14 protein-coding genes are annotated in these 16,420 nt (G+C 74.0%); 13 read left to right on the forward strand and 1 reads right to left on the reverse strand.

All coding sequences use genetic code 11. The features are described from left to right. Positions 1-4: 4 nt before the first annotated feature. The 8 genes from pyrF (at position 5) to ACGGAQ_RS10180 (ending at position 7,986) form a co-directional block, all read left to right on the forward strand. Positions 5-841 (forward strand): orotidine-5'-phosphate decarboxylase, encoded by an 837-nt coding sequence (gene pyrF / locus ACGGAQ_RS10145; protein ID WP_393046654.1) that lies wholly within the window; start codon positions 5-7, stop codon positions 839-841. A 178-nt stretch (positions 842-1,019) separates the two neighbouring features. Next, positions 1,020-1,337 carry an integration host factor, actinobacterial type gene (gene mihF, locus ACGGAQ_RS10150; RefSeq protein ID WP_007458370.1) on the forward strand — a complete coding sequence of 106 codons (318 nt, stop codon included), beginning with the start codon at positions 1,020-1,022 and terminating at the stop codon, positions 1,335-1,337. A gap of 25 nt (positions 1,338-1,362) precedes the next feature. Further along, positions 1,363-1,896 (forward strand): guanylate kinase, encoded by a 534-nt coding sequence (locus ACGGAQ_RS10155; protein WP_393046658.1) that lies wholly within the window; start codon positions 1,363-1,365, stop codon positions 1,894-1,896. Between the two features lie 64 nt (positions 1,897-1,960). Beyond that, entirely contained in the window at positions 1,961-2,224 is a 264-nt protein-coding gene (gene rpoZ, locus ACGGAQ_RS10160; RefSeq protein ID WP_007075826.1) for a DNA-directed RNA polymerase subunit omega, read from the forward strand. A 14-nt stretch (positions 2,225-2,238) separates the two neighbouring features. Continuing rightward, positions 2,239-3,447, forward strand: coding sequence for a bifunctional phosphopantothenoylcysteine decarboxylase/phosphopantothenate--cysteine ligase CoaBC (gene coaBC / locus ACGGAQ_RS10165; RefSeq protein WP_393046661.1), 1,209 nt, complete (start codon positions 2,239-2,241; stop codon positions 3,445-3,447). 87 nt (positions 3,448-3,534) lie between these two features. Continuing rightward, the gene (gene metK, locus ACGGAQ_RS10170; protein WP_354862956.1) at positions 3,535-4,728 is read left to right on the forward strand and encodes a methionine adenosyltransferase; all 1,194 of its coding nucleotides are present in this window, start codon (positions 3,535-3,537) and stop codon (positions 4,726-4,728) included. A gap of 59 nt (positions 4,729-4,787) precedes the next feature. After that, positions 4,788-6,755: a primosomal protein N' gene (locus ACGGAQ_RS10175; protein WP_393046665.1), complete on the forward strand. Its 1,968-nt coding sequence runs from the start codon at positions 4,788-4,790 to the stop codon at positions 6,753-6,755. A gap of 247 nt (positions 6,756-7,002) precedes the next feature. After that, positions 7,003-7,986 (forward strand): AAA family ATPase, encoded by a 984-nt coding sequence (locus ACGGAQ_RS10180; RefSeq protein WP_393046668.1) that lies wholly within the window; start codon positions 7,003-7,005, stop codon positions 7,984-7,986. 79 nt (positions 7,987-8,065) lie between these two features. Here the strand turns inward: ACGGAQ_RS10180 and ACGGAQ_RS10185 are convergent, their stop codons facing one another. Further along, the gene (locus tag ACGGAQ_RS10185) at positions 8,066-9,346 is read right to left on the reverse strand and encodes a hypothetical protein (RefSeq protein ID WP_393046671.1); all 1,281 of its coding nucleotides are present in this window, start codon (positions 9,344-9,346) and stop codon (positions 8,066-8,068) included. Positions 9,347-9,594: 248 nt separating this feature from the next. On the opposite strand from ACGGAQ_RS10185, the gene ACGGAQ_RS10190 reads away from it, so the two are divergent. From ACGGAQ_RS10190 to ACGGAQ_RS10210, 5 genes are all read left to right on the forward strand, one after another. After that, positions 9,595-12,078, forward strand: coding sequence for an ATP-binding protein (locus ACGGAQ_RS10190; RefSeq protein ID WP_393046673.1), 2,484 nt, complete (start codon positions 9,595-9,597; stop codon positions 12,076-12,078). Between the two features lie 82 nt (positions 12,079-12,160). Then, positions 12,161-13,429, forward strand: a complete 1,269-nt coding sequence (locus ACGGAQ_RS10195; protein ID WP_393046675.1) for a cytochrome P450 — start codon at positions 12,161-12,163, stop codon at positions 13,427-13,429. A gap of 45 nt (positions 13,430-13,474) precedes the next feature. After that, complete coding sequence (gene def / locus ACGGAQ_RS10200; RefSeq protein ID WP_393046678.1) at positions 13,475-14,032, forward strand: peptide deformylase; 558 nt, start codon at positions 13,475-13,477, stop codon at positions 14,030-14,032. Positions 14,033-14,037: 5 nt separating this feature from the next. Next, entirely contained in the window at positions 14,038-14,964 is a 927-nt protein-coding gene (fmt, locus tag ACGGAQ_RS10205) for a methionyl-tRNA formyltransferase (RefSeq protein ID WP_393046681.1), read from the forward strand. After that, the gene (locus ACGGAQ_RS10210) at positions 14,919-16,397 is read left to right on the forward strand and encodes an RsmB/NOP family class I SAM-dependent RNA methyltransferase (RefSeq protein WP_393046836.1); all 1,479 of its coding nucleotides are present in this window, start codon (positions 14,919-14,921) and stop codon (positions 16,395-16,397) included. The genes fmt and ACGGAQ_RS10210 overlap by 46 nt, the downstream gene beginning before the upstream one ends. Positions 16,398-16,420 lie beyond the last annotated feature (23 nt).

Raw genomic sequence — 16,420 nt, forward strand, 5'->3', positions numbered from 1 at the left:
ACAGATGGAGAGCTTCGGCACCCGACTGCACCGGGCCGTCACCGAGCGCGGGCCGCTCTGTGTGGGCATCGACCCGCATCCCGGTCTGCTGGCCCGATGGGGCCTCGCGGACGACGTCGACGGCCTCGAACGGTTCTCCCGGACCGTGGTGGACGCCCTCGGTGACCGGGTTGCGGTGGTCAAGCCTCAGTCGGCCTTTTTCGAGCGATTCGGATCCCGCGGTGTGGCGATCCTTGAGTCAACTATCCGACAGTTACGAGAAGCCGGTTCGCTCGTTCTTCTGGACGTCAAGCGTGGCGACATCGGCTCAACGGTCAGCGCGTACGCCTCCGCGTACCTTGATCCATCCAGCCCGCTGTATGTCGACGCGGTCACGGCCAGTCCCTACCTGGGAGTAGGTTCGCTGGCGCCGATGTTCGAGTTGGCCGCTCAGCACGGCGGCGGGGTCTTCGTGCTGGCCCTCACCTCGAACCCCGAGGGCGCGGCCGTGCAGCGGGCCCGTACGGCCGACGGGCGGACCGTCGCGCAGACCGTGATCGACGAGATTTCCCAGCTCAACCGGGGTGCGGACCCCCTCGGCAGCTTCGGTCTGGTGGTCGGCGCGACCATCGGTGACACCGGTCATGACCTCTCCGGCGTAGGGGGTCCGCTGCTCGCTCCGGGGCTCGGCGCGCAGGGTGCGGGTGCCGCCGATCTGCGCACCGTCTTCGGTTCCAGCCTCGCTTCGGTGCTCCCGTCGTACTCCCGGGAGGTCCTGTCGGCGGGACCGGACGCGGACGCCCTGCGGGCCGCCGCGGACCGGGTGGCGGGCGAGTGCCGGGCCGTTCTGGCTGCCCGGTGACTGACTGACGGCTCGGTCACTTTGCGATGATCATCGCGCGCCCACGTTGCCGAAAGCTCCGTTGACCGCTAGTTTTCCCCGCGCTGGGAACCACGGACCCCTTGGTTCACAGCGACACCACGTTTCACAGATGCGGCGGTGCGCCCCGCCCGCCGCGATAGGGACCTGAGGAGAACTGGTGCCGCTCCCGTCACTGACCCCCGAACAGCGCGCTGCCGCGCTCGAGAAGGCCGCGGAGATCCGCAAGGCCCGTGCCGAGCTGAAGGAGCAGCTCAAGCAGGGCAAGACCACCCTCGGTGCCGTCCTCGAGCGGGCCGAGAGCGACGACGTCGTGGGCAAGCTCAAGGTTTCGGCCGTCCTGCAGGCGATGCCGGGCATCGGCAAGATCCGGGCTACCCAGATCATGGAGAAGCTCAAGATCGCTGACAGCCGTCGCCTGCGTGGCCTCGGCGAGCAGCAGCGCAAGGCACTGCTTGGAGAGTTCGCCGCCAACTGAACCTGGCAGCGTGTAGAAACAAGCAGTGAGCACGGATGACGAGGCGCGCCCGGCGGCTCGGCTCACTGTCCTGGCTGGACCTTCGGGTTCCGGCAGGGAGAGTGTCGTCGAGCTCGTTCGGGCGCGTTTCCCGTCCGTGTGGATCCCGGTGCCGGCAACGACCAGGCCGCGCCGGGAACCGGAGACCGACGGCGAGCAGCGGGTCTTCCTCGCCCCGGCCGAGTTCGAACGCCGGGTGGCCACCGGAGACCTGCTGGAGTGGTCCCGGATCGGCGCGTACCACCGGGGCACCCTCGACCCGCCGCTGCGCGCCCGGCTCGACGCCGGGCAGCCGGTCCTGCTCCCGCTCGACGTCGCCGGGGCCCGGCTGGTGCGGGCGCGAGTGCCCGCCGCGCGGCTGGTGCTGCTGATCCCGCCCGGGCATCGGCCCGACGCCGCCGTGGCCGCCGCCTTCGCGCACACCCTGACGCACGACCACACCGATCGGGTCGCCGACGAGCTGGTAGGCTTACTCGGTTCTTCTTATCCGGATCCGGCCTGGTCGCGTGTACGCGGCTGACGGCCGGCCGCCGTTGAGACTCAGCACCGCGTCCGCGCGGCTCGAAAGACGCAGAGGTTAATTCGTGGGATCCATCGCCAACCCCGAAGGCATCACCAACCCGCCGATCGACGAGCTCCTTGAGAAGACGACGTCGAAGTACGCGCTGGTCATCTTCGCCGCCAAGCGCGCGCGCCAGGTCAACGCCTACTACAGCCAGCTCGGTGAGGGCCTCCTGGAGTACGTCGGTCCGCTCGTCGAGACGACCCCGCAGGAGAAGCCCCTCTCCATCGCCATGCGCGAGATCAACGCGGGCCTGCTCACCGCCGAGCCGACCGACCAGCCGTAAGCCCGCACCCGTCGATGTCCGCCTCGATCGTCCTCGGGGTCGGCGGCGGCATCGCCGCCTACAAGGCGTGTGAGCTGCTGCGACTCTTCACCGAGTCGGGCCATCGGGTCCGGGTGGTGCCGACCGCGTCGGCGCTGAAGTTCGTCGGGGCGCCGACCTGGGCGGCGCTCTCCGGTCAACCGGTCGCCGACGACGTCTGGTCCGACGTGCACGAGGTGCCGCACGTCCGCCTCGGCAAGCAGGCCGACCTGGTGGTGGTCGCGCCGACCACCACCGACCTGCTCGCCAAGGCCGCCCACGGGCTCGCCGACGACCTACTGACCAACACGCTGCTGACCGCCCGCTGCCCGGTCGTGCTGGCTCCGGCCATGCACACCGAGATGTGGGAGCATCCCGCCACCGTCGCCAACGTCGCCACGCTGCGGGCCCGGGGCGTCCGGGTCATCGAGCCGGCCGTCGGGCGGCTCACCGGCGCCGACACCGGCAAGGGTCGACTGCCCGACCCGGCGGAGATCTTCGCGGTCGCCCGCCAGATCCTCGCCCGGGGCGTGTCCGCCCCCGCCGACCTGGCCGGCCGCCGGGTGGTGGTCACCGCCGGCGGCACCCGTGAGCCGCTGGACCCGGTCCGCTTCCTCGGCAACCGCTCCTCCGGCAAGCAGGGCTACGCCTTCGCCCGGTCGGCGGTCGCCCGGGGCGCGCAGGTCACGCTGATCGCGGCCAACGTCTCCCTCGCCGACCCCGCCGGGGTCGACCTGGTCCGCGTCGGCACGACCGCCGAGCTGCGCGAGGCGACCCTCAAGGCCGCCGCCGAGGCCGATGCGGTCGTGATGGCGGCGGCTCCGGCCGATTTCCGCCCGGCGACGTACGCGCCTGGCAAAATCAAGAAGTCGGACGACCGTGTCGCTCCCACCATCGAGCTCGTCACGAACCCGGACATCGCGGCGGAGCTCGGCCAGCGCAAGCGACCGGAGCAGGTGCTGGTGGTGTTCGCCGCCGAGACCGGCGACGCGGAGGCCAACGGCCGGGCGAAACTCGCCCGGAAGCGGGCCGACCTGATCGTGGTCAACGAGGTCGGTCCGGACCGGGTGTTCGGCGCCGACACCAACACGGTGACGGTCATCGGCGCGGACGGCTCGGTGAGCCGTCTGCCGGAGCAGGCCAAGGAGGCCGTGGCCGACACCGTATGGGACCTCGTCGTGACGCGGCTGGCCAACCGCTCCTGACGGGTGGAACAGCGCGCGACCGATCCCGACACCGGCCGCAGCGGTGACTAGACTGCCGCGGAACGACCTCACACGCTTAGGAGTGCCGTGACACGCCGCCTCTTCACGTCCGAATCGGTCACGGAAGGCCACCCGGACAAGATCGCCGACCAGATCAGCGACGGCATCCTCGATGCGCTGCTCGCCGAGGACCCGCACAGCCGGGTCGCGGTCGAGACCATGATCACCACCGGCCAGGTCCACATCGCCGGTGAGGTCACCACGAAGGCGTACGCCGACATCCCCACCATCGTCCGGCGCACCATCCTCGACATCGGCTACGACTCGTCGAAGAAGGGTTTCGACGGCGCGTCCTGCGGGGTCAGCGTCTCCATCGGCGCCCAGTCCGAGGACATCGCGCAGGGCGTGGACAACGCCTTCGAGCTGCGTACCGGCGCGTCGGAGAGCGCGCTGGACGCGCAGGGCGCCGGCGACCAGGGCATGATGTTCGGCTTCGCCTGCTCGGAGACCCCCGAGCTGATGCCGCTGCCCATCGCCCTGGCCCACCGGCTGGCCCGCCGGCTCGCCGCGGTGCGCAAGGACGGGACGATCCCGTACCTGCGCCCGGACGGCAAGACCCAGGTCACCATCGAGTACGAGGGGCTGCGCCCGGTCCGCCTGAACACCGTTGTGGTGTCCAGCCAGCACGCCGCGGACATCTCGCTGGAGTCGCTGCTCACCCCCGACGTGCGCGACTCCGTCATCGCGCCCGAGCTGGAGAGCCTCGGTCTGGATACCGACGGCTACCGGCTGCTGGTCAACCCGACCGGCCGGTTCGAGATCGGCGGCCCGATGGGTGACGCCGGCCTGACCGGCCGCAAGATCATCGTCGACACCTACGGCGGGTACGCCCGGCACGGCGGCGGCGCGTTCTCCGGCAAGGACCCGTCCAAGGTGGACCGCTCGGCCGCGTACGCGATGCGCTGGGTGGCCAAGAACGTGGTCGCCGCCGGCCTGGCCGAGCGGTGCGAGGCGCAGGTCGCCTACGCCATCGGCAAGGCGCACCCGGTGAGCCTGTTCATCGAGACGTTCGGCACCGAGACCGTGCCGGTGGCCTCGATCGAGAAGGCCGTCTCCGAGGTGTTCGACCTGCGCCCGGCCGCGATCATCCGGGACCTCAACCTGCTCCGCCCGATCTACCAGCAGACCGCCGCGTACGGCCACTTCGGCCGGGAGCTGCCGGACCTGTCGTGGGAGAGCACCGACCGGGCCGCCGACCTCAAGTCGGCCGCGGGAGCCTGACCGCCACCAGGCGTAACGACCGGCGACCCGCGGACGGGTCGCCGGTCGCGCGCGTCTGCGTGGACGTTCCGCTGGCGCACCTGGACCGGCCGTTCGACTACCTGGTGCCGGCCGAACTCGACGACGTGGCGGTGCCCGGCACCCGGGTGAAGGTGCGCTTCGCGGGGCAGTTGGTCGACGGCTGGCTGCTGGCCCGGGCGGACGACTCCGGGCACACCGGCCGGCTCGCCTACCTGGAGAAGGTCGTCTCGCCCGAGCCGGTGCTGGCCCCCGAGATCGCCCGGTTGGCCCGGGCGGTCGCCGACCGGTACGCGGGCAACCTGGCCGACGTGCTCCGGCTCGCCGTGCCACCCCGGCACGCCCGGGTCGAGAAGGAACCCCACGACGAGCACCCCACCCCGGCGGCCGAGTCCGGCGCTGCCGGCGACGCGGTTGGCCCCGTCGTGCCGGGGGAGCCCGTCGGGCCGGGGGAGGCCGTCGACCCGAGGGGGTGGCGGGACTACCCGACCGGGCCGGCGCTGCTGCGGGCGCTCACCGACGGCCGGGCGCCCCGCGCGGTCTGGTCCGCGCTGCCCGGCGAGGACTGGGCCGCCCGCTACGCCGACGCGGTGGCCGCCACCGTCGCCGGTGGGCGGGGCGCCGTTGTCGTGGTGCCCGACGCCCGCGACCTCGACCGCCTCGACGCCGCGCTGACCGGCGTGCTGGGCCCGGGGCGGCACGTCAGCCTCTCCGCCGCCCTCGGGCCGGCCCGGCGCTACCGGGCGTTCCTCGCCGCCCGGCGCGGCCGGGTGCCGGTGGTCATCGGGACCCGGGCCGCGATGTTCGCCCCGGTGCCCCGGCTCGGTCTCGTCGCCGTCTGGGACGACGGGGACGACCTGCACTCCGAACCCCGGGCGCCCTATCCGCACGCCCGCGACGTGCTGCTCACCCGGGCGCAGCTCGGCGAGGCCGGCGCGCTGGTCGGCGGGTACGCCCGTACGGCCGAGGCGCAACTGCTGTTGGAGACCGGCTGGGCCCGGGAGGTGGTCGCCGACCGGGCGACGGTACGGGCCCGGATACCGGCCATCGCGCCGACCGGTGACGACCCACAGCTCGCCCGTGATCCCGGCGCGGCCACCGCGCGGCTGCCCAGCCTCGCCTGGACGGCCGCCCGCGATGCCCTCCGGGCGGACCTGCCGGTGCTCGTGCAGGTGCCCCGGCGGGGCTACCTGCCCTCGGTCTCCTGCGCCGACTGTCGTACCCCGGCGCGCTGTGCGCACTGCGCCGGCCCGCTCGCGCTGCCGTCGGCCGGCGGCACCCCCGCCTGCCGGTGGTGCGCCCGGGTCGCCGCCGCGTACGCCTGCCCGCAGTGCGGCGGGCGGCGGCTGCGCGCCGCGGTGACCGGTGCCCGACGGACCGCCGAGGAGTTGGGCCGGGCCTTTCCCGACGTGCCGGTGCGGACCTCGGGACGGGAGGAGGTGCTGACCGACGTGCCCGGCGGTGCGGCGCTGGTGGTCGCCACCCCCGGCGCCGAGCCGGTCGCCGAGGGCGGCTACGGCGCGGTGCTGCTGCTCGACTCGTGGGCCCTGCTGACCCGGGCCGACCTGCGTGCCGGCGAGGAGGCGCTGCGCCGGTGGCTGGCCGCGACAGCCCTGGCCCGTCCGGCGCCGGCCGGCCGGGTGGTGGTGGTCGCCGACGGCGCGCTCGCCCCGGTGCAGGCGCTGCTGCGCTGGGATGCCGCCTGGTTCGCCGGCCGGGAACTGGCCGAGCGCCGCGAGCTGGGTTTCCCGCCGGCGGTGCGGATGGCCAGCGTCACCGGCCCGGCCGAGGCGGTGGCCGACCTGCTCGCCGCGGCCCGGCTGCCCGGTGACGCCGAGGTGCTCGGGCCGGTGCCGGCCGACGAGGGGCGCGAGCGGATGCTGGTCCGGGTGCCCCGGGCGCGGGCCGCCGCGCTCGCCGAGGCCCTGCACTCGGCCGCCGGGGTGCGCACCGCCCGCAAGGCCGCCGATCCGGTTCGTCTCCAGGTCGATCCGCTGAGCCTGTTCTGACCGTTTTCCCAGGGCACGGTCGCTTTCCCGGGGGGCGCGGCCGGCGGGCGGAGGCCGGCCCGACGGGTGGCGCCCGCACACCGCGTCCGGCAAAGCGCTGGCGCCGAGGTGGTAGCATCGCCCGTCATGCTCGGGCGTACGACGGCCCCAGGTCACGGCACCGCCCGAAGACGGGCGGGCCGGGAACGCGTCGGTCGGACGCGATGTCGATGATGTCAGGAAGCCGGTTATCAGGGGTGGACCAGTCGTGACCGTTCGACAATCGATCGTCTTCAACGGCGACCTCGGCAGCGGCAAGAGCACCGTGTCGGTGGAGATCGCCAAGCGGCTCGGCATGCGCCGGGTCAGCGTGGGTGACCTCTACCGGGAGATGGCGCAGCAGCGGCAGATGACCGCCCTGCAGCTCAATCTGCACGCCGAGCTGGACCAGGCCGTCGACGGTTACGTCGACCAGCTCCAGCGCGACATCGCCGCCTCCGGCGAGCATCTGATCATGGATTCGCGGCTGGCCTGGCACTTCTTCACCGACGCGCTCAAGGTGCACATGATCACCGAGCCGGCGGAGGCGGCCCGTCGGGTGCTGGCCCGCCCGTCCGGCCCGGCGGAGAGCTACGCCTCGCTGGAGGAGGCGAAGGCCAAGCTCCGCGAGCGCAGCGAGAGCGAGCGCAGCCGGTTCATCGTCCGCTACGGGGTGGACAAGGCGCGGTTGCGCAACTATGACCTGATCTGCGACACGACCCGGGCCTCCGCCGCCGAGGTGGTCGAGCACATCATCGCCGCGTACGAGGGCACGCTCGGCGCCGACGTGCTGCGCGACGGCCCGCCGCTGCTGCTGCTCGACCCGGCGCGGATCTACCCGACCGAGGACATCGCGAGCCTGCGTGGGCTCTGGGACAGCGAGTTCGTCGGCGACGTGGCCGAGGCCGGCGACGAGTCCCTGGAGCCGCTGAAGATCGGCTTCACCGGCGAGTACTTCTTCGTCGTCGACGGTCACCGTCGGCTCAGCGCCGCCGTCCAGAACGGTTTCTCCCTGGTCCCGGCCCAACTGGTCGCCGAGGTCGACGAGCCGGTGGTGGGCGGGATGAGCGCCGTGGACTACTTCGCCGCGCAGGTGCGCCCCGACCTGGTCTACGACTGGGAGGCGGCCCACAAGATCCAGTTGCCGCTGCCCGAGCCGGCGCTGCTCGGCGGCGACGCCGTGCTCGCCGCGGACCGGGGCGTCGGCGCCTGAGCCCAGCGCGGAACCGGACCGGCGCGCGGGGTGCGCGCCGGCCCGGCCGCCGGGTCGACCGACGGAACGTCCCGAGGCGTCAGCCCAGGACCACACCCGAGGCGCCGACGCCGGCCATGCCGGAGAAGATGTCCTCGTAGTAGAACCGCCAGGCGCACACCCGCCCGGTGGGGACGTAGCCGGTACACGCCGTCGCGGTGTTGGTGTCGTCGATGGCGGTGTTGGTGCCGGTCGCCCACACCTGGAGAGTGTTCGCCGCATTCACGATCTCCACCGGGCCGCCGCTGTCACCCTGACCGACGCCGTTGGTGCGGGTGCTGTTCTCGGCCTGCACCTGCCCGCAGACCGTGCCGAAGTTGCGCACGTTGATGCACAGGTTGCGGGCCTTCACCTGGATCGAGCACCGGGTGCCGGAGTACGCGCCCGAGCTGCACACCCAGTTGCCGACCTGGCTGGCCTGCGCGCCGATCACCTGGTTGCTGAACTCGCTGACCACCGCGCCGGCCGCGTCGGTGCTGTTGTTGAAGACCCTGCCGCCGGAACTGCCCGCGATCAGCAGGGTGTCGCTGCTGACGTTGCGGCTGGTGACGGTGCCGATGGTCTGCCCGGTCGGGTCGGCCGCCACCACGTTCAGGTTGGCGCAGTGCGCGGCGGAGAGCACCCGCGACACCCCGCCCTGGAAGACCCCGAAGCCGGTCGAGCAGCCGCTACCGGTGGCGGTGTTGCGCCACGCGGCGCCACCCCACCAGGGCGGACTGTCGTCCCACCGGGTGGCGGGAGCGGCGGCGACGCCGGTCTGCACGGTCACCGGGACGCCGGCCAGAGCCGTCGCCCCGAGCAGCCCGCTCTGCGTACCGACGAGCAGGCCGGCGCCGTCGGCGCGCGGTCCCACCGTGGTGATCTTGTCGCCGGCCGAGGCCCGCAGCCGGTCGGCCGCGACCATCAGCTCCCGCTGTGAGTACGCGGCGGGCAGCACCGTCGTCGCGACGGTGGCCCGGGCGTTGGCCACCAGGCGGGCCGGCGGCTCGCCCTTCCAGTAGACCTGGAGTTGACGGGTGGTGGGGTCGGCGACGATACCGGCGAAGCCGGAGTTCGCGCTGCGCTGCGCCGCGTTGGTGATCTGGGCGGCGGCGGTGTTCATCCGCTGCTGCAACCCGAGCAGCTCGGACCAGGAGGCGAAGCCGCCGGGCACGGCCGTGCTGTCGACGAACGATCCGGTGGTGGTGGCCTTGCCTTTCGGCCCGGCGGTGGCCGGTGCGGCGCTCACGCCCGCGACGAGCAGCGTGAGGCCGCACGCGGCGACGGCGATGCGACGCAGCATCGTCGTGGACCGTCGGACGGTCGGGTGTGGACGGATCATCTGGTACCCCTTCCCCAGGGTTTCGTGGCGCGGGCCGAACCCGCACCAGGGACGGTGGCACGAGACGTCGGTTCAGCACGGCGATCCTGGACGGGACTGGACACCGTCGGACACCGCCGGACGGGGCAGAGGTCCGATGTGGAACTGTCAGACATCGGCCGCCTCCTATCTAGCGGTGTGTGACCGCAACTAACCTGCCCGTGTCGGCACCCGGGGCGGCCGGGTGACCGGTAGGGGGTGGGGGCCGCATGTCCGACCAACGGGTACCGTCCGGCGTTCGTCGAGCACCGCAGGGGCCACCCGCGGCGTTCGACGTGGCCCGCGGCGGCGTCGAGGCGCAGACCCTGCCGGAGCTGGCCGGCCTGCTGCGCCAGCTGCGCCGCCGCGAAGCCCGGCAGCAGGGGGAGACCCGGTTGACGTACCGGCAGTTGGCGGCGAAGACCGGCTGGTCGCGCGGGATCATCGGGGAGTACTTCGCCGGCAACATCCTGCCCCCGCCGGAGCGGTTCGACGCGCTCATCCGGCTGCTCGGGGCGACCCCCACCGAGCAGGGAGTGCTGGCCACCGCGCGGGACCGGATCGAGGAGCGACGTCGACGTCCGACGCGGGACCACACGGCCACCGGCCGGGCGGGCGCCGGGGCCGTACGGGCCCGCAGCGGCGGCACCCGGGCCGCCCCGGCACCGACCCGCTTCCCCGTCCCCCGCCAACTGCCCCCGGCGCTGCCCGGATTCGTCGGACGTGCCGCCCAGCTCGCCCAGCTCGATGTCGCCTGCGCCGGCCCGGACACCTCCGGCGACGGCGACCGGGCGCCGGCCACCGTGGTGACGCTGTCCGGCACGGCCGGGGTGGGCAAGACGACGCTTGCGGTGTACTGGGGGCACCGGGTCGCCGACCGCTTCCCGGACGGTCAGCTCTACGTCGACCTGCGCGGATTCGACTCCACCGGAACTGTGGTGACGACCGTCGAGGCGGTACGCGGTTTCCTGGAGGCCCTTGAGGTGCCGCCCGAACGGATCCCCACCCACCTGCCCGCGCAGGTGGGTCTCTACCGCAGCCTGCTCGCCGGTCGCCGGATGCTGGTGCTGCTGGACAACGCCCGCGACGCCGACCAGGTTCGCCCGCTGCTGGTCGGCAGCTCGACCTGCCTGGTCCTGGTCACCAGCCGCAACCGGTTGGCCGGCCTGGTCGCCACCGAGGGCGCCCGGCCGGTCGGCGTCGACCTGCTCAGCGCCGCCGAGGCCTGGCAGCTGTTGGCCCGGCGGCTCGGCGCCGACCGGTTGGCGGTCGAGCCGCAGGCCGTGGACGAGATTATCGAGCGATGCGCGCGGCTGCCGCTGGCCCTGGCGGTGCTCGCCGCGAGGAGTGCGGCGAATCCCGCGTTCTCCCTGGCCACCCTCGCCGCCGAGTTGCGCGCGGCGCCGCGTCCGCTGGATTCCTTCGACGGTGGCGACGCCGGCACCGACGTGCAGGCCGTCTTCTCCTGGTCGTACCGGAGCCTCACGCCCGCGGCGGCACGGCTGTTCCGGCTGTTCGGCTGTCACTCCGGCCCGGACATCGGAGTCGCCGCGGCGGCCAGCCTGGCGGGGCTGCCCCGGGAGCAGGTGCCCCGGCTGCTGGCGGAGCTGGCCCACGCCCATCTCGTCAGCGAGCATGCCCCCGGCCGGTTCGGCGCGCACGACCTGCTCCGGGCGTACGCCGCCGAGCAGGCCGACCGACTCGAGCCGGCCGAGGCGCGGCGGGCCGCGATCCGGCGCGGACTGGACCACTACCTGCACACCGCGCACGCGGCCGCGCTGCTGCTGCAGCCGGGTCGTGATCCGGTCACCCTGGCGGCGGCCCCACCGGGTGTGGCGCCCGAGGAGATCACCGACCACGCGCAGGCGCTCGACTGGTTCACCATCGAGTACCCGGTGCTGCTGGCGGCGGTCGCGCACGCGAAACGTGCCGGTTTCGACGGCCACGCCTGGCAGCTCGCCTGGACGCTTGTGGACTTCCTGCAACGCCGGGGGCGGTGGCCGGACCTGGCCGTCGCCCAGCGGACCGCCCTGGCCGGGGCGCGGCGGGCGGGGGACCGACTCGGGCAGGCGAACGCCCACCGCGACCTCGCCCGGGTGCTGTCCCGGCTGGGCCGGGTGGACGAGGCGGCGAGCAACTACCGGCAGGCCCTGGCGCTCTTCGCAGCGCTGGGTGACCACACCGGGCAGGCGCGTACCCACCGGGCGTTCGGCGCGATGCTCGACGGCCTCGGCCGGTACGCCGAGGCGCTGGACCACGTGCGACGGGCTCTCGCGCTGTACCGCGACGCCGGCCATCTGGCGGGGGAGGCCAGCGCCCGCAACGCGGTGGGTTGGGCGCACGCCCAGCTCGGCCAGTACCGCCCGGCGCTCGCCCACTGCGAGCAGGCGTTGGCGCTGCTGCGCCGGACCGGCGACCGGCACGGTGAGGCGAACACCTGGGACAGCCTCGGCTTCATCCACGCGCGGCTGGGCGACCACCGGGAGGCGATCCGCTGCTACGGGCGGGCGCTGCGGCTGTATCGGCGGATCAGCGACCGCTACGACGAGGCGGACACCCTCTCCCGGCTCGGCGAGAGCCGGCACGCGGCGGGGGACCCGGCCGGCGCGGCGCGTACCTGGCGGCGTGCCCTGGGCATCCTCGACGACCTCGGTCACCCCGACGGCGAGCGGGTCCGCGCCCTGCTGAGCCGGGCGGCAACCGCCCCGGGCTGACGCACGTGCCGGGAGGGGGATGCCGGCAGCCGGCGGCACCGGGATGATGGAGCCTCCGACGCATCGACGGGGGAGGCCAGCCATGGATGCTGCCGAGGCGCTCACACTGCTCATGTCGCCGCAGGGACGCGTCGATCCGTACCCGACGTACGAACGGCTGCGCTCGCACGGCCCGGTGGTGCAGGCGTTGCCCGGCATGTACGTGGTGACCGGCTACCCGGAGGTCGACGAGCTGCTGCGCGACCCCCGGCTCGGGGTGCTCGACGACGCGCTGCGGGACCAGATCTGGCCGAACTGGCGGCAGAGCCCGGCGATCACGTCGATCGCCCGGTCCATGCTGCGCACCAACCCGCCCGATCACAGCCGTATGCGCCGACTCGCCGCCGGCGCGTTCAGCCCGCGTCGGATCGCCGGGATGCGCGACGTGGTGCACGCCCAGGCCGAGGAACTGCTCGACGCGATAATTGCCCGCGCCTCTGACGGCGAGCCGATCGACCTGCTGGCCGACTTCGCGTACCCGCTGCCGGTCGGGGTGATCTGCGCGCTGCTCGGCGTGCCGGCGCAGGACCGGCCGCTGTTCCGCCGCTGGGCCGGCGACCTGACCGGGGTGCTGGAGCCGGAGATCACCACCGAGGAACTGGCCGTCGCCGACGCGGGCGCCGCCGAGCTGCGCGACTACTTCGTCGAGCTGATCGTCGCCCGACGCCGGGCACCGGCCGATGATCTGACCACCGCGCTGGTCCAGGTGCACGACGCCGACGGCGCCCGGCTCGCCGGCGACGAACTGTTGGCCAACCTGGTCGTGCTGCTGGTCGCCGGCTTCGAGACCACCACCAACCTGCTCGGCAACGGCCTGGTGGTGCTGCTGCGCCACCCCGAGGCCGCCTCGGCGCTGCGCGCCGACCCCGGGCTCGCCCCGGCGTACGTCGAGGAGCTGCTGCGCTACGACTCCCCGGTGCAGCTGACCACCCGGACGAGCACCGCGCCGGTGCGCTGCGGCGGGCTCGACCTGCCGGCCGGCAGTACGGCGCTGCTGCTGCTCGGCGCGGCCAACCGCGACCCGCGCCGGTTCCCCGACCCGGGACGCTTCGATCCGACCCGCGACCAGGCGCACCCGCTGTCCTTCGGTGCCGGCCCGCACTACTGCCTCGGCGCCGGCCTGGCCCGGCTGGAGGCGCAGCTGGCGTTCCCGATGCTGCTGCGCCGCCTGCCCGAGCTGGCCCTGGCGGGGCCGCCTCGGCACCGGACCCGCCTGACCCTGCGCGGCTACGAGAGCCTGCCGGTGACGCTGGGCACACCGGCGCCTGCCGATCGAGGTACGCCGGCCGGGGCGCTCGGGAGCACTCCGTAGACTGGTACGGCACCGCTCGCCCGCCTGATGAAGGAGCCGTCCCGCGTGACCGTCCAGCCCATCCGTCTGTTTGGGGATCCGGTGCTGCGCACGCCGGCCGATCCGGTTGTCGACTTCGACGCCGAGCTACGTCGGCTCGTCGCCGACCTCACCGACACGATGCGGGGGCAAAACGGCGCCGGCCTGGCCGCGCCGCAGCTCGGTGTGAGCCTGCGGGTGTTCACCTTCGACGTCGACGACGTCCTCGGGCACCTGATCAACCCGGTGCTGGAGTTCCCCGACGAGGAGGAGCAGGACGGCCCCGAGGGCTGCCTGTCCATCCCCGGGCTCTACTTCGACACGAAGCGCCGGCAGAACGTCGTCGCCAAGGGCTTCAGCTCGTTCGGTGATCCGATGCAGATCGTCGGCACCGGCCTGATGGCCCGCTGCCTGCAGCACGAGACCGACCACCTCGACGGGGTGCTCTTCCTGGACCGACTGGATACGGAGGGGCGCAAGGAAGCCATGAAGGCGATCCGCCAGGCCGAGTGGTACGACGCGGCGGCCCCGCCCACGGTCAAGCTCAGCCCGCACATCAGCGACCCCTTCGGTCTGGGGCGCTGACCCGGATGCGCGTGATCTTCGCCGGTACGCCGGCCGTCGCCGTACCCGCCCTTGCCGCCGTCGCGGCCTCCCGGCACGAGCTGGTCGCCGTGGTCACCCGGCCCGACGCGCCCGCCGGGCGGGGGCGTGGCCTGTCCCGCTCCCCGGTCGGCGCGTGGGCCGACGAGCACGGCGTCGAGGTGCTGACGCCGGCCCGCCCCCGCGACCCGGAGTTCCTCGACCGGCTGCGCGAGCTGTCCCCGGACTGCGTGCCGGTGGTCGCCTACGGCGCGCTGGTGCCGCCGGCAGCCCTGGAGATCCCCCGGTACGGCTGGATCAACCTGCACTTCTCGCTGCTGCCCGCCTGGCGGGGCGCCGCGCCCGTGCAGCACGCGGTGCTGCACGGCGACGAGCTGACCGGCGCCAGCGTCTTCCAACTGGAGCAGGGCCTGGACACCGGGCCCGTCTTCGGCACCCTGACCGACGAGATCCGCCCCGGCGACACCTCCGGCGACCTGCTGGAGCGGCTCGCCGACTCCGGCGCCGGGCTGCTGGTGGCGGTGCTCGACGCGATCGCCGACGGCACCGCGCGTGCCGAGCCGCAGCCCGCCGACGGGGTGTCGCTGGCGCCGAAGCTGACCGTGGAGGACGCCCGGGTGCGCTGGAGTGACCCCGCCTTCGCGGTGGACCGGCGGATCCGCGCCTGCACGCCGGCCCCGGGCCCGTGGACGACCTTCCGGGACGAGCGGGTGAAGCTCGGCCCGGTCGCTCCGGTGGCCGACGGCCCGGACCTGAAACCGGGGGAGCTGTTGGTGGAGAAGACCCGGGTGCTGGCCGGCACGGCCACCGTGCCGGTGCGCCTCGGTGAGGTCCGCGCCGCGGGCAAGCGGGCCATGGCGGCCACCGACTGGGCGCGCGGCGTCCGCGTCAACGCCGGCGAGGGTCTCGCGTGACGACCCCGGAGGGGACGCGTCCGTTCCGAGGCGGTTCGTCCGCCGGCCGCGGCGGCGACCGCCGGCCGACCCGGCCGCCACTGGACCGGCCACGACGCGTGGCGTACGAGGCGGTGGCCGCCGTGCACCGCGACGACGCCTTCGCCAACCTGGTGCTGCCCGCCATCCTGCGCGAGGAGGGGCTGTACGGCCGCGACGCGGCGTTCGCCACCGAGCTGACCTACGGCACCCTGCGCCACCTCGGCACGCTCGACGCGATCCTCAGCGACGCGTCCGGGCGGGACGTGGCCCGCATCGACCCGCCGGCGCGCGACGCGCTGCGGATCGGGGCGTACCAGCTGCTGCACACCCGGGTGCCCCCGCACGCCGCCGTGTCGTCGACCGTGGACCTGGTCCGCTCGGTCGCGCCGGGCGCCGCCGGGTTCGCCAACGCGGTGCTGCGCGAGGTGTCCACCCGCGACATCGACGGGTGGGTGGCCAAGCTCGCCCCGCCGATCGAGACCGACCCGGTCGGGCACCTGGCGCTGGCGTACAGCCACCCGCAGTGGATCGTGCGGGCCTTCTCCGAGGCGCTCGACGGCGACCTGGGCGAGACCGCCCGGCTCCTGATCGAGGACAACGAGCGTCCCCCGGTGCACCTGTGCGCCCGCCCCGGCCTGATCGACCCGATCGAGCTGGCCGACCAGGTCGGCGGCGCGCCCGGCGCCTTCTCGCCGTACGCCGTCTATCTGCCCGGCGGCGCGCCGGGCGACGTGCCGGCGGTGGTCGACGGTCGCGCCCACGTCCAGGACGAGGGCTCCCAGCTCGTGGCCGCCGCGCTCGCCGACGCGCCGCTGGACGGCCCAGACGGGCGCTGGCTGGACCTGTGCGCCGGTCCGGGCGGCAAGGCCGGCCTGCTCGGCGCGTTGGCCGCGCAGCGCGGCGCCCACCTGACCGCCGTGGAGGTGGCCGAGCACCGGGCTCGGCTGGTGTCCCAGGCGACAAGGGGTCTGCCGGTGACCGTGGTGGCCACCGACGGTCGTGAGGTCGGCGCGGACCCGAAGCTGCCGGAGGGCCACTTCGACCGGGTGCTGGTGGACGCCCCGTGCACCGGGCTGGGCTCGCTGCGTCGCCGGCCCGAGTCGCGCTGGCGCCGCCAGCCCTCCGACCTGCCCCCGTTGACCCGGCTGCAGCGGGAGTTGCTGGGCGCGGCGCTGCGGGCGGTCCGACCGGGCGGGCTGGTCGCCTACGTCACCTGCTCGCCGCACACCGTCGAGACGCACGTCACCGTCACCGAGGCGGCTCGCCGCAGCGGCGTGTCGGTGGACTTCGTCGACGCCCGACCGCTGCTGCCGGCCGGCATGCCCGGCCTGGGCGACGGCCCCACCGTGCAGCTCTGGCCGCACCGCCACGGCACCGACGCGATGTTCCTCGCCGTCCTGCGCAAGGGCTGACAGCCGTCCTGCCCGAGGGCTGA

This window comes from Micromonospora sp. NPDC047557, assembly GCF_043205095.1.
Taxonomy (GTDB): domain Bacteria; phylum Actinomycetota; class Actinomycetes; order Mycobacteriales; family Micromonosporaceae; genus Micromonospora.